This is a genomic window from Variovorax sp. 10N420 (assembly GCF_056394705.1).
Genome location: NZ_JBFTIJ010000004.1, coordinates 85,906 through 108,115 on the forward strand (window position 1 = coordinate 85,906; position 22,210 = coordinate 108,115).

Genomic DNA, 22,210 nt, shown 5'->3' on the forward strand with positions numbered 1-22,210 from the left:
TCGAACCACCCTACGTCAGTCATGGACGACACGGCCTGTAGTTTTGCAGCGGGATAATGATCCGATGAACCAACTCGATGCCCTCCGTCAATGGACCACCGTGGTCGCCGACACCGGTGATTTCCGTCAACTGGCCCAGTTCAAGCCGCGAGACGCGACGACCAACCCGTCGCTGATCCTCAAGGCGGTGCAGAAGGCCGACTATCGTCCGCTGCTGGACGAGGTGGTGAAGAAGCGCGGGGGCAAGCCCATCGACGAAGTCATCGATCGGCTGCTGGTGCGCTTCGGAACCGAGATCCTCTCGATCATTCCTGGCCGCGTCTCGACCGAAGTCGATGCGCGGCTGAGCTTCGATACGAAAGCCACCATGGCGCGGGCCGAGCGCATCGTCGCGCTCTATCGCGCCGAAGGTGTCGACGTGGAGAAGCGCGTGCTCATCAAGGTTGCCTCGACATGGGAAGGCATCGAGGCCGCGCGCCAACTCGAACAGAAGGGCATCCGCTGCAACCTGACGCTTCTGTTTTCATTCCCGCAGGCGGTGGCTTGCGGGGCAGCCAAGGTTCAATTGATCTCGCCTTTCGTCGGCCGCATCTACGACTGGTACAAGAAATCGGCCGGCGCCAAATGGGACGAGGCGGCCAACGCGGGTGCCAATGACCCGGGGGTGAAGTCCGTGCGGCAGATCTTCGACTACTACAAGAAGCAGGGCATCGCGACGGAAGTGATGGGCGCCAGCTTCCGCAACGTGGGGCAGATCGCCGCTCTCGCGGGCTGTGACCTGCTCACCATCAGCCCCGAACTGCTGGGGGAGTTGGCGGCCAGCGAGGCCCCGCTCAAGCACGCTCTGGACGCCGAAGCCGCACAGCGCAGCGACACTGAAAAAGTCACCTTCGACGAGCCCTCGTTCCGCTTTGCACTGAACGAAGACGCGATGGCTACCGAAAAGCTCGCCGAAGGCATTCGCGCCTTTGCAGCGGACGCGATCAAACTCGAAAAACTCATGGAGACCACATGACGCGCACCCGCGGCGATCGGACGGCCGCCTGGACTGAGCTCCATGCGCACTACGAAGCAAGCGGCAAGGGCTTCGACCTGCGTCGGGCGTTTGCTGCTGATCCCAAGCGCTTCGAGAGCTTGAGCCAGTCGGCGCCCGGCGTCTTTGCCGATCTGTCGAAGAACCTGATCGACGCACGCGCCGAGCAACTGTTGATGGCCCTGGCGCGCCAAACCGGTCTGGAGGCGCATCGGGACGCGATGTTCGCGGGGGACCACATCAACGCGACCGAAGACCGCGCGGTGCTTCATACGCTGCTGCGCAGGCCCGCGTCATCGCCGCCTCCCGCCAAGCTGGCTGGCGCCTTCAATGAGGTGCAGACCACGTTGACGGCCATGCTCGATTTCGCGGAATCGATCCGCGCCGACAACACCATCACTGACGTGGTGAACATCGGCATCGGCGGCTCGGACCTGGGCCCGCAGATGGCCGTTCTTGCGCTGGAGGCCGATGTTGCGCCGGGCAAGCGTTTTCATTTCGTCTCGAATGTCGACGGCCATGAACTCGCCGGCGTGCTTCGGGGGCTTGCGCCCGAGCACACGCTGTTCCTGATTGCCTCGAAAACGTTCACCACCGCCGAGACCATGACCAACGCCAAGTCGGCGAAGCGGTGGTTCGAGCAATCCGGCGGAGTTGACATCGCGCGCCATTTCGCCGCGCTGACCACCAATGTCGCCGCGGCGCGCGAATTCGGCATCGAGACGACCTTCGGATTTTGGGACTGGGTCGGCGGACGCTATTCGCTCTGGTCATCGATCGGGCTTCCAATCGCACTGGCCATCGGCGCCGAAGGCTTTCGCAGCCTGCTGGCTGGCGCACACGCGATGGACGAGCACTTCCGCACCGCGCCGCTGGACCAGAACCTGCCGGCGCGGCTTGGCCTGCTCGACGTCTGGTATCGCGACTTTCATCGCTTCACCAGCCGTTGCATTGCGCCGTATCACAGTTCGCTCAAGCGCCTCCCGGCCTATCTGCAGCAACTCGAAATGGAGAGCAACGGCAAGCAGGTGGACATGGAAGGCAAGCCCGTAACGTTCGGTACGTCGCCCGTGCTCTGGGGCGAGCCGGGCACCAACGGGCAGCATGCTTATTTCCAGATGCTGCACCAGGGCACGGACGTGATCCCGCTGGACTTTCTCGCAGTGCGCGACCCGGCGCATGACCTCGAAGGACATCACCCGAAGCTGCTCGCCAATGCGCTGGCCCAGGCGCAGGCACTCATGGTCGGCCAGAGCGATGCGGGCGGGCACAAGAACTTCCCGGGCAATCGGCCCAGCACCTTCTTCGTGCTGGACAAGCTGACGCCCGAGTCGCTCGGTGCTTTCCTGGCGCTCTACGAGCATCGCGTGTTCACCAGCGGTTCTGTCTGGGGCATCAACAGCTTCGACCAATGGGGCGTCGAGCTCGGCAAGGTCCTGGCCAAGGACATCGAGCCGCGCCTGGCATCAGGCAATGTCGATGGGCTGGATGCGTCCACAGCCGGCCTGCTCGGAAGGCTGCGGCAGAGCCATTGACGCGGACTGCTCGATATGATGACCGCGGGGTTTTCCCGTGGGAATCAACAAGAGGAGTCGTTCATGAACTTTCAACAGGCCGTACAGACCTGCTTTCGCAAGTACGTCGATTTTTCCGGCCGCGCATCGCGTCCCGAGTATTGGTGGTTCTTCCTGGCCTACTTCATCCTGGCCTTTGTCACCGGCTTCATCCACGAATACGTCAACTTGCTGGTGGTCCTTGCCTTCATCCTGCCGATGCTGGCGGCCGGTGCGCGTCGCCTGCATGACGTGGGCAGGTCCGCCTGGTTTTTGCTGCTCGGGCTGATTCCGGTGGTGGGCTCGCTCGTGCTGTTGTACTTCATGGTTCAGCCGAGCCAGCCCGAATCCAACCTCTACGGTCCACCGCCCGAGCCCCTGCCGGCCAGCATCTGACAAACGCTTTTCAGGCGCCCGAACCCACCAGCATGGGTTTGGCGCGATAGCTGTCCGGAAAGACCCGTTTCAGGTTCTCGACCTTCGGCAGATCGTTGAAGGCGATGTACGGATGGTCGGGGTTGCGCGTCATGAAGTCCTGGTGGTACGCCTCGGCCGGATAGAAGCCCTTGAGCGTTTCGACAGTCGTGGCGATTGGCTTGCCGTAGATCTTTGCCTTGTCGAGCTGCGCGATGTATGCCTTGGCGACGCGCGCCTGCTCGGCATTGGCGGCAAAGATGGTCGAGCGGTACTGGGTGCCGGTGTCGGGGCCTTGGCGGTTCAGCTCGGTCGGGTTGTGCGCCACGGAAAAGTAAATCTGCAGCAGCCGTCCGTAGCTGATCTGTCGAGGATCAAAGGTGATCCGGACCGATTCGGCATGGCCGGTGCGGCCTGAGCCGACCTCGTCGTATTTGGCCGTCGATGGCTGGCCGCCCGCGTAGCCGGAGACGGCGCTCGTCACCCCTTTGACGTGTTGGAACACGCCCTGCACACCCCAGAAGCAGCCGCCCGCGATCACGGCGGTTTCCGATGTCGTGCCTGGCGGGGTGGACGCGTCTTCGGCCGGCGCCGGGATCACGACCGCGGCCTCCGCAGCGAGCGAGGGTGCCACATGCCACAGCCCGGCCCCCGCGATGAGGGCCAGTGCAGCCAACAAGGGCCGCCGAGTCAGCGAGATGCGCGATCCCGCGCCCATGGAAAAAGGTGATTTCATGACAGTGCTGCTCCTTGGGTGAAACCTCGGTGGCGGAAGACCGAGGCTACTTCTTCATTTCGTCTTTGGCCATGCCGTCCTTCGACATCGAATCCTTCTTCATGCCGTCCTTTGACATGCCGTCCTTTGACATGCTGTCCTTCGCCATGGATTCTTTCTTCATACCGTCCTTGGCCATTGAATCTTTCTTCATTCCATCCTTGGACATGGCGTCCTTGTTCATGTCGTCGGCCGCGAATGCGGAAGCCGAGCCGATGGCCAGGAAGCCGGCGAGGAGCGTTGCGGTGAGCTTGTTCATTTCAGTGTCCTTGTATGAGTGAATTTCGAGCTTGTTAAGTTTTTCAAAGTCTCAGTGCGCGCGGTTCCGGAGAACAGCGCTGCACGCTTTCAGCAGCGCCGAGTCGAAGCCGACTCAGCTGCCGCCGAACCAGTTGTAGCCCTGGTCTTCCCAGTAGCCTCCGGGATAGGTGTTGGTCACAAAAATCGCCCGGATGTGCTTCGGGTTCTTGTAGCCAAGCTTGGTGGGCATGCGCAGCTTCATCGGAAAACCGTACTTCGGTGGAAGCGGCTGGCCGTCGTAGGTGAGCGTCAGCAGGGTCTGCGGATGCAATGCGGTCGGCATGTCGATGCTGGTGTAGTAGTCGTCGGCGCACTTGAAGCCGACATATCGGGCGCTGGTGTCCGCACCGATGCGATGCAGGAAATCCGCGAAACGGACGCCGCCCCATTTGCCGATCGCGCTCCAGCCTTCAACGCAGATGTGGCGCGTGACTTGGTCCTGCTGGGGCATTTCGCGCAGTTCGGGCAAGGTCCAGCTTCGCTTGTCAGCCACAAGGCCGGTGACTTCGAGCCTATAGCCGTCCTCCGCCACTTCGCGCACCTCGTCTTCGCCGTAGTAGGCGTTGAAGGGAAACGGCCGCGTGATCATCGATTCGGGATACGTCGGCGCCAGCCGGTTCGGATCGAACAGCCAACCTTGCGCCGCGTCGTTGAAACGTGAAATGCGGGTGAGCGCAGCCTCGACCGTCGAGTTGTCGCTGATGCTGCAGCCGCTCAGCAGCGAGAGTCCGCCGAGTGTCAACGAACGCTGCAGGAATGCGCGACGCGCAGGCTGCTCGATCCGCCGGCCGATGAGCTTGCGCGCCTCGGCCAGAGCCGCATCGGTGTCGATGTCGGCCAGAGTGGCCTGGGGGGTGCGCTTGAAGAAGTTCATGCGGCCTCCTTGCTGTGGCTGCCCAGCATCGTGAGCAGCGTTCGCGGGACCAGCGCGACCATCACGAGATGGACGGCGACGAAGGCAACCAGCGCGGCCATCGCGCAGAAGTGAATGCGGCGGGCGAACTCGTAGCCGCCGAGCAGTTCACGCAGACCCGCAAACTGCACTGACTTCCATAGCACCAAGCCGGAAACCACCAGCACGGCAATGTCGACCATCACGAACAGATACGCCAGGCGCTGCACGTTGTTGTAGCGCCGCGGGTCCGCGTGCGACAGCTTGCCGCGCAAGGCCGCAAGCGCATCTCGCCAGACGCCGGCCGGCGACAGCGGGAAGAACTTGCGCCAGAGCCGGCCGCTCGCCACGTTGAGCACCAGATAGGTCAGGCCGTTGATCGCCAGCAGCCACATCGCGGCAAAGTGCCACTGCAGCGCGCCGCCGAGCCAACCGCCCAGGGTGATCGAAGGAGGAAACTCGAATCCGAAAAGTGGTGATGCGTCGTAGATGCGCCAGCCGCTCGTGACCAGCACCAGCACGGCCAGGGCATTGAGCCAGTGCGTGATGCGCATCCACAGCGGGTGGATGGGTGCCTTGCCAGATGAAGCGGATGGAGTGGACTCGCTTTGCATGGGGCAGATTCTTGGGCGGACCCCATGGCCGATTCATCACGGAGAGTTCAATTAATCGTGATAAATGCGCCGCCGATATCGCCGCACAATCCGTTTTCATGGACTCAGCCAAACGCGTTCTGATCGTCGAGGACGATGCGCACATCGCCGAACTGATGGGCATGCATCTTCAGGACGAGGGCTACGCCATCACGCATGCCGCCGATGGCGATGCCGGCTTGCGCGAACTGGAGCGCGGAAGCTGGGACGCGTTGATCCTCGATCTGATGCTGCCGGGCGTGGACGGGCTGGAAATCTGCCGCAGGGCGCGGGCCATGACGCGCTATACCCCGATCATCATCACGAGTGCGCGGTCCAGCGAGGTGCATCGCATCCTGGGCCTCGAACTCGGCGCTGACGACTACCTGGCCAAGCCGTTCTCGGTGCTGGAACTGGTGGCGCGGGTCAGGGCCTTGCTGCGGCGCACCGACGCCCTGGCGCGCAATGCGCGAATGGAGGCAGGACGGCTGGACATCGGCAACCTCGGCATCGATCCGGTCGCCCGGGAAGTGCAGGTCGATGGCAAGCCTGTCGAACTCACGCCGCGGGAGTTCGATCTGCTGCACTTCTTTGCGCGCCATCCGGGCAAGGTGTTCTCGCGGCTCGACCTGCTCAACCATGTCTGGGGTTACCAGCACGACGGGTATGAGCACACAGTCAACACGCACATCAATCGCCTGCGCATGAAGATCGAGGCTGACCCGTCGCAGCCGCGCTGCATCCTCACCGTCTGGGGGCGCGGCTACAAGCTGGCGCCGCAGGAGGCCGGACCATGAGCCTGCATGCAAGCTTGTCGCGCCGCATCTCGGTGGTCTTTGCCGTGCTGCTGCTGGCGTGCTGCAGTGCCTCGATCTGGCTGCAGATGCATGCGAGCAGCCGCTACGAGCAGGAGGTGACGCAGCGGCTTTCGCTCGGCCTGGCTGCGCACATTGCCGAGAACTCGACGTTGATGGAGCGCGACGGGCCCAACCCTGCGGCGGTGAGCGACCTTTTCGACAAGCTGATGGCCGTGAATCCCAGCGTCGAGCTTTACCTGCTGGGGCTCGATGGCCGCATCCAAGGGCAGGCGGCCCCGCCCGGACATCTGAAGCGCGACCGCGTCGATATGGCGCCGATACGGCGGTTGCTCGACGGCGCGCCATTGCCGGTCCTGGGTGACGATCCGCGCGGCAATGGCACGCGCAAGGTATTCAGCGCCGCGCCGTTGCGGGTGGGCGGGCAGGAGGTCGGCTATGTCTACGTGGTCCTGTCGGGCGAAGAGCGTGACGCGCTGCTGGCGGACGCTGTGGCGAGCAATGTATTGCGCACGACACTGTGGTCCGTGGCGCTGGTCGCCCTGCTGGGCCTGATTGCAGGATTGGTGGCTTTTCGGCTCATCACCCGGCCCTTGCGCGAGTTGACCGGTGCGGTGCGCAAGTTCGAGAACGATGGCGTGGCGGCGCTCCAGGATGTGGAACCGGCGTTCGAGCGCGTCGGCCGCGGAGGAGACGAGATCGCCACGCTTGCCCAGGCCTTCGCGCAGATGACGCGGCGAATCGCCGAGCAATGGCGCGAACTCACGCAGCAGGACCAGCAGCGGCGCGAGCTGTTCGCCAACATCTCGCACGACCTGCGCACGCCGCTGACGTCACTGCACGGCTACCTCGAGACGCTGTTGATCAAGGCCGACACGCTCGACACGGCGGAAAGGCGCCGTTACCTCGAAATCGCGCTGGCACAGAGTCGCAAGGTCACCCGGCTTTCGCAGGAGCTCTTCGAACTGGCGCGACTGGAATATGGCGTGGTCAAACTCGAGAAGGAGCAATTCGCGCTCGCTGACCTTGTGCAGGACGTGTTCCAGAAGTTCGAGCTGGCCGCCGAGGCGCGGCATCAACGGCTGGTGGCCGACATTGCACCGGACCTGCCCGGCGTGTCGGCAGACCTCGGCATGATCGAACGCGTGCTGACCAACCTGCTGGACAACGCCATCCGCCACACACCCGCTGGCGGCGAGATCATGGTGCAGTTGCGCCAGGACAAGGCCGGCGTGCAGGTCGAGATCAGCGACACCGGGCCGGGTATTCCGAGCGAGCTTCGCACCGCCATCTTCACGCGGCCGATGTTCTCGTCGGCGGGAGGCCGAAGCGGTGGGCTGGGGCTGGTGATCGTGAAGCGCATCCTCCAGCTGCATGGCAGTGACATCCGCTTGCTGCCGCGTGTCGACAAAGGGGCCGTGTTTTCTTTTCTGCTGAGCACCTGAGAGCCGCATTTCAGACGAAAAAAAGCCCCGGGGCTCACGCCTCGGGGCTTTTTGGACTGGCTGGAAGCCGGGCCGGGATTACATCCCCATGCCGCCCATGCCACCCATGCCGCCCATGTCTGGCATGCCGCCGCCAGCGCCGGCTTCTTCCTTCGGTGCGTCGGCGACCATGGCTTCGGTCGTCAGCAGCAGCGAGGAAACCGAAGCGGCGTTTTGCAGTGCGGTGCGGGTCACCTTGGTCGGGTCCAGGATGCCCAGTTCGAGCATGTCGCCGTAGGTGTCGTTGGCGGCGTTGAAGCCGTAGTTGCCCTTGCCGGCCAACACAGCGTTCACGACCACGCTGGCTTCGCCGCCGGCGTTGTTGACGATCTCGCGCAGAGGCGCTTCGATGGCCTTGAGCACCAGCTTGATACCGGCGTCCTGATCAGCGTTGTCGCCCTTGAGCTTGTCGCCCACGGCTTGCTTGGCGCGCAGCAGGGCCACGCCACCACCGGCAACCACGCCTTCTTCCACTGCAGCGCGGGTGGCGTGCAGGGCGTCTTCGACGCGAGCCTTCTTTTCCTTCATTTCGACTTCGGTGGCAGCGCCAACCTTGATCACTGCCACGCCGCCGGCCAGCTTGGCCACGCGCTCTTGCAGCTTTTCGCGGTCGTAGTCGCTGGTCGCTTCTTCGATCTGCACGCGGACTTGCTTCACGCGGGCTTCGATGTCGGCAGCGGCGCCCGAACCGTCGATGATGATGGTGTTTTCCTTGCCCACTTCGATGCGCTTGGCTTGGCCGAGGTCAGCCAGCGTCACCTTCTCGAGGGTCAGGCCGACTTCTTCAGCGATGACCTTGCCGCCCGTCAGGATGGCGATGTCTTCGAGCATGGCCTTGCGGCGGTCGCCGAAGCCAGGTGCCTTGACGGCCACGACCTTCAGGATGCCGCGGATCGTGTTCACGACCAGCGTCGCCAGGGCTTCGCCTTCGACTTCTTCGGCAATGATCAGCAGCGGACGGCCGGCCTTTGCCACTTGCTCCAACGTGGGCAGCAGGTCGCGGATGTTGCTGATCTTCTTGTCGAACAGCAGCACGAACGGGTTTTCCAGAATCGCGCTTTGCTTTTCGGGGTTGTTGATGAAGTAGGGCGACAGGTAACCGCGGTCGAACTGCATGCCTTCGACGACGTCGAGTTCGCTGTCGAGCGACTTGCCGTCTTCAACGGTGATCACGCCTTCCTTGCCAACCTTGTCCATTGCGTCAGCGATGAGCTTGCCGATGGTTTCGTCGCTGTTGGCCGAGATCGAGCCGACTTGCGCGATTTCCTTCGAGGTCGTGGTGGCCTTGGAAGCCTTCTTCAGCTCGGCGACCAGGGCGGTCACTGCCTTGTCGATGCCGCGCTTCAGGTCCATCGGGTTCATGCCGGCAGCCACCAGCTTGAAACCTTCGCGAACGATGGCTTGTGCCAGCACGGTCGCGGTGGTGGTGCCGTCACCGGCGTTGTCCGAAGTCTTGGAGGCCACTTCCTTCACGAGCTGGGCGCCCATGTTCTGGAGCTTGTCCTTGAGTTCGATTTCCTTGGCGACGGACACGCCGTCCTTGGTCACGGTGGGGGCGCCGAAGGAGCGCTCGAGGACCACGTTGCGGCCCTTGGGACCCAGGGTGACCTTGACTGCGTTGGCGAGGATGTTCACACCTTCGACCATGCGCGCGCGGGCTTCGCCGCCGAAGACTACGTCTTTTGCTGCCATGAGTTTTCTCCGAGATTCAGTTGGATGAGAGGGATGAAGGGTGAGAAATTACTTCTCGACGACTGCGAACAGGTCGTCTTCCTTCATGACCAGCAGTTCGTCGCCATCGACCTTGACGGTCTGGCCGCTGTACTTGCCGAAGAGGACGCGGTCGCCAACCTTGACGCTCATCGCCCCGAGGTCGCCCTTGTCGTTCTTCTTGCCAGGACCGACCGCCAGGACTTCACCCTGATCGGGCTTTTCCGCGGCGTTGTCGGGGATCACGATGCCCGAGGCGGTCTTGGTTTCGCTTTCAATGCGCTTGACGATCACGCGATCGTGCAAAGGACGAAGTTTCATTGCATCTCCTGATAAGAAACGGGGGTTTGGTCCGAAGCCGGCATGGTGCCGGCTCCGCATCGCGAAGTGCGGTGCTGTTAGCACTCAACTTCGACGAGTGCTAATCATAAGGGTGTTTTGCCCGGTTTCAAGAGCGCGCGCGTTGAAGAGCAGATCTGTCGATTCTCAATCAGTCCTGAACTTTTCTCTCTCAGTTCTGAACACGTGCGCACATGGCCTCCCGCGGTAGGGGACTCTTGCGGTGCCTGCTAGGGGAAATACCTAGCTAGCCACTCAGCCCTGGAGGCCCTGGGCTTCGACGAACAGGCGCCTTTCGGGCCAGAGGAGGTCCGGTGTATGGAACGTGGACATGCCGCGCGATTTGGCGAAGAGCGTGGCCGCGGCGGAGAGGCTAGCGCGGCATGTCCCCTTTGTTGGGGAGTATTGAGGTCTGTCGCGGTTAATCAACATCCGTCGGAAAATTCCATCCAATCGCTGGTCGGTTACAACTGCCGAAACCTCAAATCCCCGGGGTGCGGACAGCAGCATGGTCGGTCAGTGCGGTCAAGAAGGGGCGACGATCACCATCATGTCGCTGGTGCGATTGGGAGAGCGGTCAAGCAAGCGCTCTCCCTGCCGAATTGGTTGAGAGTCGGAGCAGAACTTGCGGAAGCTTGTGAAGTTTGGACGTGGCGGCGCGTTCAACAGAGCGGTCAAGCGCAGGCCGCTCCAATTGTGAAAATCAGCCGCTGTCGTAGGAAGCATGTAGCTGCTCACGCCGCACGCCAACTCCATGTCGTCCAGCGTCGACTGACTACTTATTCACTTTCTCGAGAGCTGTGCGCTTGCCGAGCGCGAACTGCGACCAAGCGCTGAAGCTGCTGTTCGTTGGCGCGCGGCTTTCCCAAAGATAAATGGTAGCGCCGCTCATGCCCACAAGCGTTCCGTAGAAAGCCCCAGACAAGCCAAGCTCGGCCCTTTGGGCAGCAAAACGAGTGGCGCTGAAGCGACGAGGCGTCTCGGCATCGTCGACGGCGGTGATCATCGAAGCGGTCTTCGCCTGAGGGCTAACTGGTTGAGCTGCTTGTGCCGCCCGGCTACTTGGCGCGTCAAGTCGGCGATCTCGCTGGGATACTGCGAGCTTGTTTGTTGAGGCTGTCCATTTCTGCTTGCGCGCAACGCGAGAGATCTCAGACTTCAAGACGGAACCGATGTTGCTCATGCCGCGCATTTGGCCCTGAGGAACTGCGAGTCGCCCCTGAATGGATGTCCGAGTAAGACTGATTGCAGCCGATCGATCTGTGTCAACTCAAAGACCGCTTCACACCCGACTACAGACACAGACGAAGTCCCGCTAGTTCGGCTCCAGACTGAGAACAGTCTTTGACGTCCGATGTTCGAACGACCGGTAGTCCTGAGACCGGGCATCTGCGACGCTAGCATTGCCGTCGTCAACCGCTTGCGGCGAAGTGGAGCCGGTGCACCCGGATAGTTTCGTGCCGCGCAACCGCGGCATCCTGGCAACGGCAACCCTAGACGCTCGGCAAAGTTCCGCCGCTGCAAATGATCGTTAACGACTTTGCACCCCTCGTTATTGCAACATAGAGGTCTTTGGTACCGAGCGAGTCGGCGTCCAAAATCACCGCATGGTCGTACTCAAGCCCCTTGACCAGCAATGTCGTCCCAATGAGCTTCTGATGTCTGATCGGCCTGCCCGTGTGCCGCATTTCTTCTTGGTACAGGTTCGCCGCTTCAAGGAACGTCGCCCCTGCCCCGTCAATGTGCAACTTCAGGACGCTCATGAAGCGGTAGAGCAAATCACGCCGGTAGGCCGCAGTCTCAGGGTTATCCTTCAGCAGCAAGATAAAGGCTTTGAGGTTCTTGCTTGTCGGCGTTGTGAGGTACAGGTTCGCGGCCGCCAGCAAGTTGGGATATTTTGTGGCCTTCGTCTCCTTGGCAATGTTTCCAAGCTTGGTGCCAGCGGTCAGCGTCTTGTCGACGGCAGTGAAGCAGTCCTTGGCGAAATCCAAGACGTGCAGGAACCTAGCCTTCGTGTTCTTGGCGGAATCGAGCTTCTTGACGAACGAGAAGAGCGCCTTGCCTTCCACTTCCTCAATGGAAGAGAAACGGCCTCCCATGGTCCGAGCCAGGCGGTGGGTCTTGTTCTTGGACTCCTGATCCCCGCCATGCAAGGCAATGACGGAGGCGGTGTTGCCTAAGTGCTCACAGAGAAGAGCGTACTGCTTGTTGGGCAGGTACTGGGGATCGGTGTAGGCCCGTTTTACGCATGCAGGCAGGCCGTTGATAAGGTCGATCTTCTGACCCTGCTCCAAGCTCTTTCTCGCGGCCTTGAGCCATGCACCCAACAACGGCTGTCCCGCATTGTCCCAACGCCATGGCTTCTCCAACTGACCCAAGCAGGCGAAATGCGGATAGATGCTAGCGTCCCAATCCACGGGCTTGCCGTCGTCAAAGTCAAAAATGGCCTGCATGGGATCGCCCAGAATGCGGCTAGGCAGCACTTCGGCCAAGGCACACACAAGACCATGCTGCAGATCCGAGCAGTCTTGGTACTCGTCCACGTAAACGCCGGCGTAAGTGGCCTTGACGATACGGCGAACGAAGTCCTTTTTCAGCAGGGTTGAACATGCCTCATAGAGCGTCGCCCACTGCTTGCTCGTTGGGTTTTCAATCTTCCACCCAGAGTTCTTCGGGTATGCAAGGCAAAGACGAAGGGACCAACTGGCAATGGTGTCAATCTGGTACCGGGACGCAGGAACACCGAGGGTGCTCATCTTCGTCTTGATGGAATTGACCCCGGCGAACGTGTGCGTCAAGATCAACTGCCGGTGGGTTCCCGCCTTCACCGCCATGGCAATCAAGTGCGTCTTGCCGTAGCCAGCAGGAGCGATGACATACCCCTTGCCTGTGCATTCACCGAGCTTGATTGCCAGTTCCTCAGACATGCTCAGCCCATTCCCAGAGCTTGGAGAGCTTCACAGGAATGTCCTTCTTTGAAAAATCGGGATCGCCGAAAGAAGGACTGATAGCCTGAACCCACAAGTCGCCTCGGGTGATGTCCTTGAACCAGTCGCAACCCTTCGCCGCCTTCCCGATGGCAAGTCTCAGATCGGCACTTTCCGCCCACGTGCCAACGTCTTCACTGAGTTCCTTTTGATACTTGGAACGCACGTTGGCATAGACGGTCAAGCTGGGAACGGTTTGGGCAAGCTTCACACTGGCGATCACGCTTGCCCACGGCAAGTCCTGAAAGGCCCGTTCCTCCAATGAGAGCCTGTCGGTCCACACATGAACCGGAATGCCCTTGTCTCTCAACTCCGCTTCATGGGCAGGCGAGAACTGCTTCTCGGCGTCTCCGTCAGCAAGGACGCAGACCTCATAGCCAAGCAGCTTGAATGCCTCGGCCAATGCTTTAATCTTGCTCGCACCACCAGCGTTCAACAAGGACACCCCGTGGTATGAGAACGGATCATTGCCTTTTCCGACCTGGTAGTCGTCAAAGCCTCTCAAGAAGCCCACCTCAGTGGCCCCTTCGCAGACTACGACCTTCTTCGACAGAAAGGCTTCAGCGCTGGATCGAATCTTCCCCTGTGCCTCATGGGCCACCAAGCCTTCGCAGAAGGCGGGGATGACCCGCACAGTGCCTGCCTTGCTGTGGACAATGTAGAGCTCATTGACGGTGAGCTCACGAAGCACGGCAGGTGAATGGGTGGTCAAGAAATACTGACCCCGCTTGTCCTCCCGCACATGCTTCAAGAGCCGAGAAATGCGGTGAGGCTCGAGCCCGAACTCAACCTCGTCAAAGAGGGTCACATGGCCTTCTTCAAGACCCATTTTTTGAATGCCGCACAACAGCATTCGCCGTGACCCCAATCCCAACTGGCGAAGCGGAATGTCGCCGTCATGCAGAGCGAGTCCGCCGACCTTCAGGTTCACCGAACTCAAGTCCAAGTGGGCCTTGTAGGCTTCCACGACAGGCACACCTAAAATCTTGGCCACCTCCTGAGACTTCACGGCGGCAGCGTCAAAGTTCTTCAGGCTGTTGGGCCTGTCGGCGTCAAGCGAGGTGCGGGCCGTTCTTGAAGCATTGGCAAGCAACTCGTTCAGGCTCTGCGCTTCAGTGAGCTTTGCTAAGGCCGTGCCTGTCGCCCATGAAAGTTGTCTCTCGCTGTAGGCTCCGATCAGGCCCACGCTGACCTTGTTGCGATCAGCTTGCTTGAAGGGCACACCGTCAGGATTGCGATCACAGACCACCAGCCACTTGGGCTCCAAGTCCTTGCCGACAGTGAGGCGGATTGTCAGGACGGATTCAAGAGCGTCGTCGGCCTCGTCAACGAGCTTGCCGGTCTTGGCGTCCCAACCTCGCAGGTACTGGCCGTACATGTTGAGGGAGAGGAAGTCTTCAACGAGATCGCCTATGGACACCTCAATGACAATGGCGTTTTCTACCTTGCCCGTGTAGAAATCCGAGTCGCTGAGGGTCAGGTTCCACTGAGGATGGAACGCATACCTGATTGCCTCAAGGATCGTGGATTTGGACGAGTCGCCCTTCCCAATGAGACAAAAGATGTCCGCTGTCGGAAGGCTCCAGTCAAGGTCGTTGACTCCGCGAAAGTTCCTGATCGATATTTTTCTGATTCTCACGAAGCCCGCTCCCTAGTGTTGATTCGAACCGAAGAGGCCATGTGCCGACAAACTCAGCCGGCATGCACATAGCGCTCTTCCAGTTCCTCCAGATAAAACTCCACGTTGCTGCTGATCTTTTCCATGACGTTGGGCAGGTAAGAAACCATGTCGTCCATGGTCAGATCTTTGCCGTCGTAACCGTGGTAGCTGCTCAGATACTGAGAAATCTCCTGCCTCTCATGCTCGCTCAGGTTTTTCATGGGGTCGCCCGCCTGGTAGGCATGAAGATCGGACAAGTGAATGGCCTTGCAACCGAATTCGTAGGCAACCCGCTCCCAGCCACCCAAGAAGTGGGCGAAGGCCACCATGCTCCTATCGCTCAGCATGACCTTCTTGCCGTTTTACTGATATGACCACCTTGCCCCCTTCGTGACGGTCTTCTCCATGAGGGACACCGCAACGTCCGCTGCTGTCTCAGGACGCCAGAGGAAGGACAGGCGAAGCAAGATATCAAGCTCTTGACGCATGAGGCCAATGCACACGCCGTGGCAACCCTGTTCGTACAGCAGACCGAACGACTTTCTGTTCTCAAGACTTCTTGCCTTCGCACCAGCCAGGAACGCTTCAGCAATCTGCCGACTAGCCGACTAGCCGTCTTGCTTGTCATGGTGCGGAGCTGAACGGCCACGACCGCTCTCAATACATGAAGCCCCTTGGGGCTGGCGGCAGCCGGTGGTTTGGGCAAGGTGAATCATGTTGCGTAGCGAGCTATGCAGTTCCCACACATCCACTCGCCGTCGTCATAGATTCCACCCGTCATGTCCGTCTTCTGGTGGCACCAACCACACTCGGCAACGATCCCGCCATCGTCTTCCCAAGCAGGTTCGGCCTCCACGAAGCCCGGCTGATTTGAAGGCAGGAGCTTCAGATCTGGTGGGCTGGCGAACCGGCCGCAGTTGGAACACCACAGGCCGCCATGGTGTTCAATCGTGCTGGCCTTCTTGCAGTGCCGACATGCAACAAGATCAACCTGCAAAGCAGGCACCACAGCGACGGGCACGAGCTGAGCAATGCTCTCTATTCTGCGGCAGTGCATGCCGTTGTTCTGGAGGTGGGTCAGCAAGGGATCAAAGCCCTTGTCGCCGCTCAAAACGAAGCACTGGGTGTCGGGGGTCGTCTCAAACGTCCTGCCAAGCTCAAAGGCAATGTGGAAGTCCAAGGCGTTCTTGCCAGTGCCTGAAATCTTCAGGAAGTCCACCCGACTGAACCTATGGGCCGTGGCTGGCTTCTTGGAAGCCTTGGGCGGGTTCTGGTTGGCACCGACGAAGATGATGGCCCGGTAGCTCTCGTCCAGCACAGAGAGATCTACCTTGTGCTTGTTCTCAAGGTCAACGAGAAGCAGTTTCTTGCTCATGTCGCCTCACATGAAGTTGAGCATGAGCCGACCCACCGAGTTGGTCAGGTCACGAGCAAAGAGGGCGAGCCAACGCTGCGAATCGTCTCCGAAGTGCGACTCCGAGAACCCGTTCCTTGAGTTCGCAATCGCGTTGGTCAAGGTGGGCATGGCATTGACGATCTCCACCGGGAACGGCCCTTGGGCCTGGAGCTTGCGACTAATATCGTCCTTGACCACCTTGCACAGCGGCATGAGGTCAGTCAGGCCCACCTGGTCAGGCACATGCTTGCGCACGTAGGTCTTGTAGAGCCCTTCAAGACACGTGTAGCTCAGGGTCGTCGCCCGGTTGTAGTGGTGGGCGTCAGTCGCATTGTCGATGTCGGTCAAGCTGTGGTTGAGCTTTTCCGAGTTCCACAGGTCGACCGGCACAACCGTGGTGGGCACGGCACGGCCACCGCCGAAAACGATGTCCCTGATCGTGTCCGCTTGGGCCCTGTCATGGGGCTCAATGTGATCCACGAACACCCGGTACAAGGCAAAGCGCTGCGGCTCTGGCTGAGCTTGTATGAGATCCCAGTAGAAGTCCTTCCGGGAGTTGGACTTGCCTTGGCTCGTGCGCAAAGGCAGAAGTTGCTGGTAGCTGGGCGAGCCCGGATCTACCTGCTGAACCATGCGGCAGAACGTCGACCCACTTACATAGAGCGCCTTGTTCTCACTGTTCAGGGCCGCGAACAGATAGTTGTAGGCGGCGATCCAGTTGACCGGCGACACTACGCAACGCTCTCAAGCGAGCCTTGAGCAACAGGGATCGGCTCAATGAACTTCGCCAACTCTTCTTGCTGGGTGAGCAGGAACGGGGCGTCTTTGACCTTGTCGTAGAGCTTCAGAAGCCGCTGTTCCGCCCTGTTCAAAATCGTGCCGTAGAGCAGCGGCTGAATCTTGACCTTGTCGTTGTCTTCGGTCCGAGTGCCACCTTCACCGCTTTCAATCTGGTCGCCAAGGACGAAGCCGTCAATGCGGGTGTCAGGCTGAATGTGGCCCCGCTTCTTCAACTCCTTCACGTATTTCCAAATCTGTTCCTTCTCCTTGGAGCCGAGGGAAAGCTTGGTGGTCTTCAGATCAACTATGACGAGGTGCTGCACGCCAGCTTCTTGGTGATCCTCGTTGTACGAAGGCAAGGAGTAGAAGCCGGTGCTGCCGTCGCCGCGAATGACGAAGTCAGGGCGGTTGAGCGAAGCCTTCTCGGCCTTCCCGTCAAAGAGTTCGCGGATGACCGTCGTCATGCCCTTGTTGGACGTGAAGTGAATGGACTCAAACTTATCGCCGAACATCCAGAGGCCCTTGGCAAAAAGCGGCTGGAGTTCCTTCACCTCGTCAATGCACGCGATTTGAACCTTGATTCGCAGTTCGTTGATGACCTTCAAGCGGCCCTGAATCTCGTCCAGTACGACCTTCGCCATGCCAATGGTCCACTGGCTCAGCACTTCATGCAGGGCGTCCAAGTCATGCGATTCTTGGTTGTGTAGGATTTCGAGCAAGCCGTACTGGGACTTGCTCCTCTCAAGCTTTGCCAAGATGGAGGTCAGTTGCACGATCTCCTGCTCACCGAAGTTCGGGCAGGTATCCACGACCTCATTGACGAAGCCCGTGACTCGATCCTTGCTCAGCAGAGGCAACGAGTTGACCGACTGCCCCACCTTCTGAAGGACCGCACTTCGCTTGTCCTCACGCTCTGCGGCACTGGTGTTGTCAATGATCTCTCGAATCTTGTCCTGAACGATTGGCCTGGTGGTGTCCCATGCGACGTTCTTCTCGATGAAGCCCGACCAGTCTTCCTTGACGGCGTTTTCCTTGTTTAGAAAGTCAGCCTGGACGATGAAGGTGAAGCGCTTGGCCTTCTCGGTTCTGCCGTCAAGAATGCGCTCAACGTCGGCACCTCGCCACTTGCACTCACCCACCGCACGGTTCGTGACCCACCAAGCTATGCCGTGCTGCTTGGTAGTTTTGTCGGCCTTGCCGGTGTCAATGTGATAGATCTTGGCCGTTCCGTAGCCGGGCACTTCAACGTCCACGATTGAGAGGGACGACTTGCTGATGTCGGCAAACGAAATGGGAGTGCCGTTCAGGCTGACCTTGAAGGAGGGGTTGGCAAGGAACCGACCACCAAGGAGCTCTCTAGCCTGTTCAACCGTGAGGTTGGTCTGACGGATTTCGCCTTCGCCTGTGATCGTCGTGCCATGCCCTTCAACACCTTTCTCAACGATCTCCACGAGTTCAGTTATGAGGGGCTTGTTGGCCGTGCGGCTGACCTTGTAGACGATCTTCTGGCCGTCTTTGACCGAGGTGACGACGTAGTTCTTGGTGAGGCAGAAGCTGGCAAAACGGCCCTTGCCGTTCTTCCCGAAGACGAAGCGTGGAAGACCCTCCACTCCTGGTGGCGGTGCAGCCGTGGGTCCGGTCTTGGCGATTCGGTCATAGGACATGGCACGCCAGATGTAGTCGAACTCGGCCTTGGTCATGCCCTTGCCGTTGTCCGAAATGGAAAACTGCTTGTTCCGCTTCGGATCGGGCCAGCTTATGTCGACCTTCGTCGCATAAGCGTCCCAGCAGTTGGCAACGAGCTCAACAATGGCCGTGCTGGGGTTGGTGATGATGGAACCAGCCCAGCTTTCAAGAAACCGATCTTCATAAAAAATGTTTTCCTGTTGCACAGACCGCCCCTCCATTTTTGATGCAATGAAATCCATCTGACGCCCACGCCATCGCAAAGCTGAAGGCGGCTATGGCCAAAGGCTGGGGTTCAATCACGAGCTGATCTACTTGTTGCGAGAGGCATTCTCTCCGAACTTGAGCGCATCTTGCCCCCCAACATGTTTAGGAGCGTATGCACGCCAAAAGCAGCAAAGCTGCTTCCCGGTCATTCGCGCGAGTGGGCCGGTCCCTAGAAGAAAGCTGCCGCTGGCAACTCGGGGTCGAAAGACGGCTTACGCTGCGGACCGGCCGGACGGCAAACGATGTTGACAGGCCGTACCGGGCCCAAGGACTAAACCGCTGCCGCGGTAGCCCGCCCGCAAGACCGCGGAGTCAATCAGTCGTCGCGTCCCTGTCAATGTGCAGAGCGAGGCAATTCCGCCTCGTCCTCTGACAGGAGCACGATCATGACCGCATCCACCCAAGCCATCTCGCCCTTGCGCCAACGCATGCTCGATGACATGCGTCTGCGCAAGCTCCGACCCAAGACCCAGACTGGGTACATTCGTGCCGTGCGGTACCTGGCCGCCTTTCTTCAGCGTTCACCGGACACCGCAACTGCCGAGGACCTGCGGCGATTCCAGCTGCACATGGTTGATCGCGGCGTCTCGGCCATCACGATCAACGCGACCATCACGGCCCTGCGGTTCTTCTTCGACGTCACGCTCGGGCGCGATGACGCAATGGCCAAGATGAGCTATGTGCGCGTTCCGCAGAAGCTGCCGGTGGTACTCAGCCACGACGAAGCGGTGCGCCTCATCGCGGCCGCATCCAACCTCAAGTACCAGACTGCGCTTTCCATCGCCTATGGCACCGGACTGCGCGTCGGCGAGATCGTCGCATTGAAGGTCGATGACATCGACAGCCAGCGCATGACGCTGCGCGTCGAGCAGGGCAAGGGCCAGAAGGACCGCTATGCGATGCTCTCGCCCGTCCTGCTGGAGCTGCTGCGCGCCTGGTGGCGCCTGGCCCACTCACAGGGGAAGATGTTGCCTCACGGCTGGTTGTTCCCAGGCATGAATCCGCTGAATCCGCTGACTGCGCGTCAGCTCAACCGTGCCATTGCCGCCGCCACAGTCGCCGCCGGCATCAACAAGCGTGTGTCGATGCACACGTTGCGCCACAGCTTCGCCACCCACCTGCTGGAGCAGAAGGTGGACATCCGTGTGATCCAGGTCATGCTGGGTCACAAGAAGTTGGACACCACATCCGTCTATACCCACGTAGGCACCCGGATGCTGCGCGAGGTGGTCAGCCCGCTGGAGGCGCATTGCGCCTGAGCGTGCGTCCATGGCGCACAGCGCCCTGGAAGTCGCCGACATCTTCCGCACCCACGGTCCCGACTGGCGCAAGGCGCAGCGCGGCCACCTGAGCCTCGGCCAGCTCAAGGTCATGTCGGCCATTGAACAGTGCCGCAGCGCGGCGCTGGGAGGCCACGTGTTGCGTTGCGAAGGTTGCGGGCAAGATCAGATTGCCTATAACTCTTGTCGCAGTCGGCACTGTCCGAAGTGCCAGGCCAGCGCTGCACAACGCTGGCTCGAGGCGCGTAGGGCCGATCTGCTTCCGGTGGACTACTACCACGTCGTCTTCACCTTACCGGCGCCAATCAGCGCCATCGCGTACTGCAACAAGGCCGCGATCTACGCGCTGCTATTCGACATCGCCGCAGAGACCCTGATGACCATCGCAGCCGATCCGAAGCATCTTGGCGCCCACATCGGGGCCACGCTGGTGCTGCACACGTGGGGATCCGCCTTGACGCATCACCCGCACGTCCACGGCATCGTTGCGGGCGGCGGCATATCGCCCGATGGCGGGCGCTGGATTGCCTGCAGGCCAGGCTTCTTCCTGCCCGTGCGCGTGCTGTCGCGCCTATTCCGGCGGCGCTTCCTTGAAGAGCTCTAGGCTGTGCATCGGGCCGGTCGCTTGGAGTTCTTCGGCGACTATGCCGCGCTCGCCGATACGCGGGCGTTCGCCGACTGGCTTGCACCGCTGCGTCAATGCGAATGGGTGGTCTACGCCAAGCGCCCGTTCGCGGGCCCCGAGGCCGTGCTGGCCTATCTGTCGCGCTACACCCATAGGGTGGCTATCTCCAACAGCCGGTTGATCTGCCTGGATGAGCGCGGTGTCACGTTCCGCTGGAAGGACTACCGGGCCAAGGGCCTTACACGCTTGAAGACGGTGACGCTTGGGGCCGACGAGTTCATGCGCCGCTTCCTGCTGCACGTGTTGCCCAGCGGATTCCATCGCCTCCGCCACTATGGGCTGCTGGCCAATGGAGCACGTACCGCCAGTCTGGCGCTGGCTCGCGCCTTGCTGCATCAAGAGGCTGAGGTGGTTCCCGATGTCGAAGGCGACTCAAGCGCTGCCTCGGCGGCCTTCTCCTGCCCGCACTGCGGCCATCCCATGGTGGTCCTGGCGATCTTCGTGCGGGGCCATCCCATCCCGCTACAGGCTCGACCGCCATGACGACAGGACTGAGTCGAGCTGTCCACGCTGCTCTCGGGTTTCATCTGCCAGTGCCGATGGGGCGCAGTCTTGCCTGTGACCTGAAAAGTTCTTTGGGGCAGCCACTGCGCCCTGTGCACAACGGGGCCGTTGGGTGCAATCAGTTCGCGCTTGCAAGCACGACCGGCCCGTCCTTGAGCTCACTCTCCAGGTTCATCGCGTGGACCGAAGCCCAAATCGCCATAGCTCCACGCCTTCGCGAGCGCCTTCGTTGAGTTCCGCGGTTTCCTCCCTGGAGGCCAGTCCAACACCTGCCCGCAGGCTGTAGGGTCGCACCATGTGCGCGCCGCAAGGCAGGTGTCGGACAACCCTTAACCGAAGCGGAAGTAGCCAAGTTCTGAAAGCAGTCGTTCAGACCGTCAGGTTCAGCCGCTAAGCCGCTCGCATCGTCCATGTCAGTTCTCGGTAACCAGTGGTTCAAGGAGCACATGGCGCTTTCGCAATGCAATGGCAACTGCGTCGGTCCGTCCTCCAGGCTTGCTTTGGCGAGGTTCGGTTGCGACAGCGGCCGGTGGTGGCTTGACATGACACGCTTGGCAGTCGCCGTGGTCGTCGATCTCATTGCCACAGACGACATGAACGAAACGCAGCTGATTCGGCCCGGCAAGGCGAGCGCCCCAGGACAGCAAGGCATAAAGAGCAGGCCAAAGATCGCGGCCTAATGAAGTTAACTCGTATAGATGTCGCGCGGCGTGTTCGGGATCCGGGTTGCGCGAGAGGATGCGATTGTCGACTAAGGTTTCTAAGCGCTCGACAAGCACTGCACGGGGGATGTCAAGGTGGTCGCGGAAATGGTTGAACCGCCGGACTCCGTAAAACGCATCGCGGAGGATCAGAAGCGTCCAGCGCTCGCCGATTAGTTCCAGCGCACGCGCCAGAGTGCAGTTCTGTGCGTCATAAGTAGTTGCCATACCCCAAGTCTACTGAAGTTCAAAAAGCAGACCTGTTCGTGATAAGCTTCATGAGGTTCACTAACCGAACCTCAAAAAACAACCATGAA

At 60.5% G+C, this 22,210-nt stretch carries 20 protein-coding genes and 1 pseudogene; 7 read left to right on the top strand and 14 right to left on the bottom strand.

What is annotated here, in order from left to right:
- Positions 1-64: 64 nt before the first annotated feature.
- The 3 genes from tal (at position 65) to AC1DEK_RS11520 (ending at position 2,982) form a co-directional block, all read left to right on the top strand.
- The gene (gene tal / locus AC1DEK_RS11510; protein WP_478125368.1) at positions 65-1,015 is read left to right on the top strand and encodes a transaldolase; all 951 of its coding nucleotides are present in this window, start codon (positions 65-67) and stop codon (positions 1,013-1,015) included.
- On the top strand, positions 1,012-2,568 hold the full coding sequence (pgi, locus tag AC1DEK_RS11515) for a glucose-6-phosphate isomerase (protein ID WP_478125369.1): 1,557 nt from the start codon (positions 1,012-1,014) through the stop codon (positions 2,566-2,568). The genes tal and pgi overlap by 4 nt, the downstream gene beginning before the upstream one ends.
- Positions 2,569-2,631: 63 nt before the next feature.
- Complete coding sequence (locus AC1DEK_RS11520; protein WP_478125370.1) at positions 2,632-2,982, top strand: DUF805 domain-containing protein; 351 nt, start codon at positions 2,632-2,634, stop codon at positions 2,980-2,982.
- 10 nt (positions 2,983-2,992) lie between these two features.
- On the opposite strand, the gene msrA is transcribed toward AC1DEK_RS11520, so the two are convergent.
- The 4 genes from msrA to AC1DEK_RS11540 all read right to left on the bottom strand — a co-directional run bounded on the left by msrA (position 2,993) and on the right by AC1DEK_RS11540 (position 5,581).
- On the bottom strand, positions 2,993-3,736 hold the full coding sequence (msrA, locus tag AC1DEK_RS11525; protein ID WP_478125371.1) for a peptide-methionine (S)-S-oxide reductase MsrA: 744 nt from the start codon (positions 3,734-3,736) through the stop codon (positions 2,993-2,995).
- Between the two features lie 46 nt (positions 3,737-3,782).
- The gene (locus tag AC1DEK_RS11530; RefSeq protein ID WP_478125372.1) at positions 3,783-4,034 is read right to left on the bottom strand and encodes a pentapeptide MXKDX repeat protein; all 252 of its coding nucleotides are present in this window, start codon (positions 4,032-4,034) and stop codon (positions 3,783-3,785) included.
- Positions 4,035-4,148: 114 nt separating this feature from the next.
- The gene (locus tag AC1DEK_RS11535) at positions 4,149-4,949 is read right to left on the bottom strand and encodes a molybdopterin-binding protein (protein WP_478125373.1); all 801 of its coding nucleotides are present in this window, start codon (positions 4,947-4,949) and stop codon (positions 4,149-4,151) included.
- Positions 4,946-5,581 carry a cytochrome b/b6 domain-containing protein gene (locus AC1DEK_RS11540; protein WP_478125374.1) on the bottom strand — a complete coding sequence of 212 codons (636 nt, stop codon included), beginning with the start codon at positions 5,579-5,581 and terminating at the stop codon, positions 4,946-4,948. The genes AC1DEK_RS11535 and AC1DEK_RS11540 overlap by 4 nt, the downstream gene beginning before the upstream one ends.
- Before the next feature lie 98 nt (positions 5,582-5,679).
- Between AC1DEK_RS11540 and AC1DEK_RS11545 the strand changes: the two genes are divergently transcribed.
- Together AC1DEK_RS11545 and AC1DEK_RS11550 are read left to right on the top strand one after the other, a co-directional pair.
- Positions 5,680-6,396, top strand: coding sequence for a response regulator transcription factor (locus tag AC1DEK_RS11545; RefSeq protein WP_478125375.1), 717 nt, complete (start codon positions 5,680-5,682; stop codon positions 6,394-6,396).
- Entirely contained in the window at positions 6,393-7,859 is a 1,467-nt protein-coding gene (locus tag AC1DEK_RS11550; protein ID WP_478125376.1) for a sensor histidine kinase, read from the top strand. The genes AC1DEK_RS11545 and AC1DEK_RS11550 overlap by 4 nt, the downstream gene beginning before the upstream one ends.
- A 78-nt stretch (positions 7,860-7,937) precedes the next feature.
- Here the strand turns inward: AC1DEK_RS11550 and groL are convergent, their stop codons facing one another.
- The 9 genes from groL to AC1DEK_RS11595 form a co-directional block, all read right to left on the bottom strand.
- On the bottom strand, positions 7,938-9,590 hold the full coding sequence (gene groL, locus AC1DEK_RS11555) for a chaperonin GroEL (RefSeq protein ID WP_478125377.1): 1,653 nt from the start codon (positions 9,588-9,590) through the stop codon (positions 7,938-7,940).
- A 48-nt stretch (positions 9,591-9,638) separates the two neighbouring features.
- Positions 9,639-9,929: a co-chaperone GroES gene (gene groES, locus AC1DEK_RS11560; protein WP_340341724.1), complete on the bottom strand. Its 291-nt coding sequence runs from the start codon at positions 9,927-9,929 to the stop codon at positions 9,639-9,641.
- Between the two features lie 793 nt (positions 9,930-10,722).
- On the bottom strand, positions 10,723-10,953 hold the full coding sequence (locus tag AC1DEK_RS11565) for a helix-turn-helix domain-containing protein (RefSeq protein WP_478125378.1): 231 nt from the start codon (positions 10,951-10,953) through the stop codon (positions 10,723-10,725).
- A gap of 487 nt (positions 10,954-11,440) precedes the next feature.
- Positions 11,441-12,874, bottom strand: coding sequence for a UvrD-helicase domain-containing protein (locus AC1DEK_RS11570; RefSeq protein WP_478125379.1), 1,434 nt, complete (start codon positions 12,872-12,874; stop codon positions 11,441-11,443).
- Entirely contained in the window at positions 12,867-14,573 is a 1,707-nt protein-coding gene (locus AC1DEK_RS11575; RefSeq protein ID WP_478125380.1) for an ATP-dependent nuclease, read from the bottom strand. The genes AC1DEK_RS11570 and AC1DEK_RS11575 overlap by 8 nt, the downstream gene beginning before the upstream one ends.
- A 53-nt stretch (positions 14,574-14,626) precedes the next feature.
- Positions 14,627-14,923 carry a hypothetical protein gene (locus AC1DEK_RS11580; protein WP_478125381.1) on the bottom strand — a complete coding sequence of 99 codons (297 nt, stop codon included), beginning with the start codon at positions 14,921-14,923 and terminating at the stop codon, positions 14,627-14,629.
- A 383-nt stretch (positions 14,924-15,306) separates the two neighbouring features.
- Positions 15,307-15,969, bottom strand: coding sequence for a PIN domain-containing protein (locus tag AC1DEK_RS11585; protein WP_478125382.1), 663 nt, complete (start codon positions 15,967-15,969; stop codon positions 15,307-15,309).
- A 6-nt stretch (positions 15,970-15,975) separates the two neighbouring features.
- Complete coding sequence (locus tag AC1DEK_RS11590) at positions 15,976-16,722, bottom strand: hypothetical protein (protein WP_478125383.1); 747 nt, start codon at positions 16,720-16,722, stop codon at positions 15,976-15,978.
- The gene (locus AC1DEK_RS11595) at positions 16,722-18,662 is read right to left on the bottom strand and encodes an ATP-binding protein (protein ID WP_478125384.1); all 1,941 of its coding nucleotides are present in this window, start codon (positions 18,660-18,662) and stop codon (positions 16,722-16,724) included. The genes AC1DEK_RS11590 and AC1DEK_RS11595 overlap by 1 nt, the downstream gene beginning before the upstream one ends.
- Before the next feature lie 447 nt (positions 18,663-19,109).
- Here AC1DEK_RS11595 and AC1DEK_RS11600 point away from each other — a divergent pair, with 447 nt between their 5' ends.
- On the top strand, positions 19,110-19,982 hold the full coding sequence (locus tag AC1DEK_RS11600) for a tyrosine-type recombinase/integrase (RefSeq protein ID WP_478125385.1): 873 nt from the start codon (positions 19,110-19,112) through the stop codon (positions 19,980-19,982).
- A 10-nt stretch (positions 19,983-19,992) separates the two neighbouring features.
- Positions 19,993-21,171, top strand: a pseudogene (locus tag AC1DEK_RS11605) (IS91 family transposase).
- Between the two features lie 434 nt (positions 21,172-21,605).
- On the opposite strand, the gene AC1DEK_RS11610 reads toward AC1DEK_RS11605, so the two are convergent.
- On the bottom strand, positions 21,606-22,121 hold the full coding sequence (locus AC1DEK_RS11610) for a winged helix-turn-helix transcriptional regulator (protein ID WP_478125386.1): 516 nt from the start codon (positions 22,119-22,121) through the stop codon (positions 21,606-21,608).
- Positions 22,122-22,210: the final 89 nt, after the last annotated feature.

Coding starts and splice junctions, on each gene's coding strand:
- pgi (WP_478125369.1), top strand. CDS start 1,012: ATGACGCGCACCCGCGGCGATCGGACGGCCGCCTGGACTGAGCTCCAT.
- groL (WP_478125377.1), bottom strand. CDS start 9,590: ATGGCAGCAAAAGACGTAGTCTTCGGCGGCGAAGCCCGCGCGCGCATG.
- AC1DEK_RS11535 (WP_478125373.1), bottom strand. CDS start 4,949: ATGAACTTCTTCAAGCGCACCCCCCAGGCCACTCTGGCCGACATCGAC.
- AC1DEK_RS11580 (WP_478125381.1), bottom strand. CDS start 14,923: ATGGTGGCCTTCGCCCACTTCTTGGGTGGCTGGGAGCGGGTTGCCTAC.
- AC1DEK_RS11540 (WP_478125374.1), bottom strand. CDS start 5,581: ATGCAAAGCGAGTCCACTCCATCCGCTTCATCTGGCAAGGCACCCATC.
- AC1DEK_RS11545 (WP_478125375.1), top strand. CDS start 5,680: ATGGACTCAGCCAAACGCGTTCTGATCGTCGAGGACGATGCGCACATC.
- AC1DEK_RS11565 (WP_478125378.1), bottom strand. CDS start 10,953: ATGATCACCGCCGTCGACGATGCCGAGACGCCTCGTCGCTTCAGCGCC.
- AC1DEK_RS11610 (WP_478125386.1), bottom strand. CDS start 22,121: ATGGCAACTACTTATGACGCACAGAACTGCACTCTGGCGCGTGCGCTG.
- tal (WP_478125368.1), top strand. CDS start 65: ATGAACCAACTCGATGCCCTCCGTCAATGGACCACCGTGGTCGCCGAC.
- AC1DEK_RS11585 (WP_478125382.1), bottom strand. CDS start 15,969: ATGAGCAAGAAACTGCTTCTCGTTGACCTTGAGAACAAGCACAAGGTA.
- AC1DEK_RS11530 (WP_478125372.1), bottom strand. CDS start 4,034: ATGAACAAGCTCACCGCAACGCTCCTCGCCGGCTTCCTGGCCATCGGC.
- AC1DEK_RS11520 (WP_478125370.1), top strand. CDS start 2,632: ATGAACTTTCAACAGGCCGTACAGACCTGCTTTCGCAAGTACGTCGAT.
- groES (WP_340341724.1), bottom strand. CDS start 9,929: ATGAAACTTCGTCCTTTGCACGATCGCGTGATCGTCAAGCGCATTGAA.
- AC1DEK_RS11600 (WP_478125385.1), top strand. CDS start 19,110: ATGACCGCATCCACCCAAGCCATCTCGCCCTTGCGCCAACGCATGCTC.
- msrA (WP_478125371.1), bottom strand. CDS start 3,736: ATGAAATCACCTTTTTCCATGGGCGCGGGATCGCGCATCTCGCTGACT.
- AC1DEK_RS11550 (WP_478125376.1), top strand. CDS start 6,393: ATGAGCCTGCATGCAAGCTTGTCGCGCCGCATCTCGGTGGTCTTTGCC.
- AC1DEK_RS11570 (WP_478125379.1), bottom strand. CDS start 12,874: ATGTCTGAGGAACTGGCAATCAAGCTCGGTGAATGCACAGGCAAGGGG.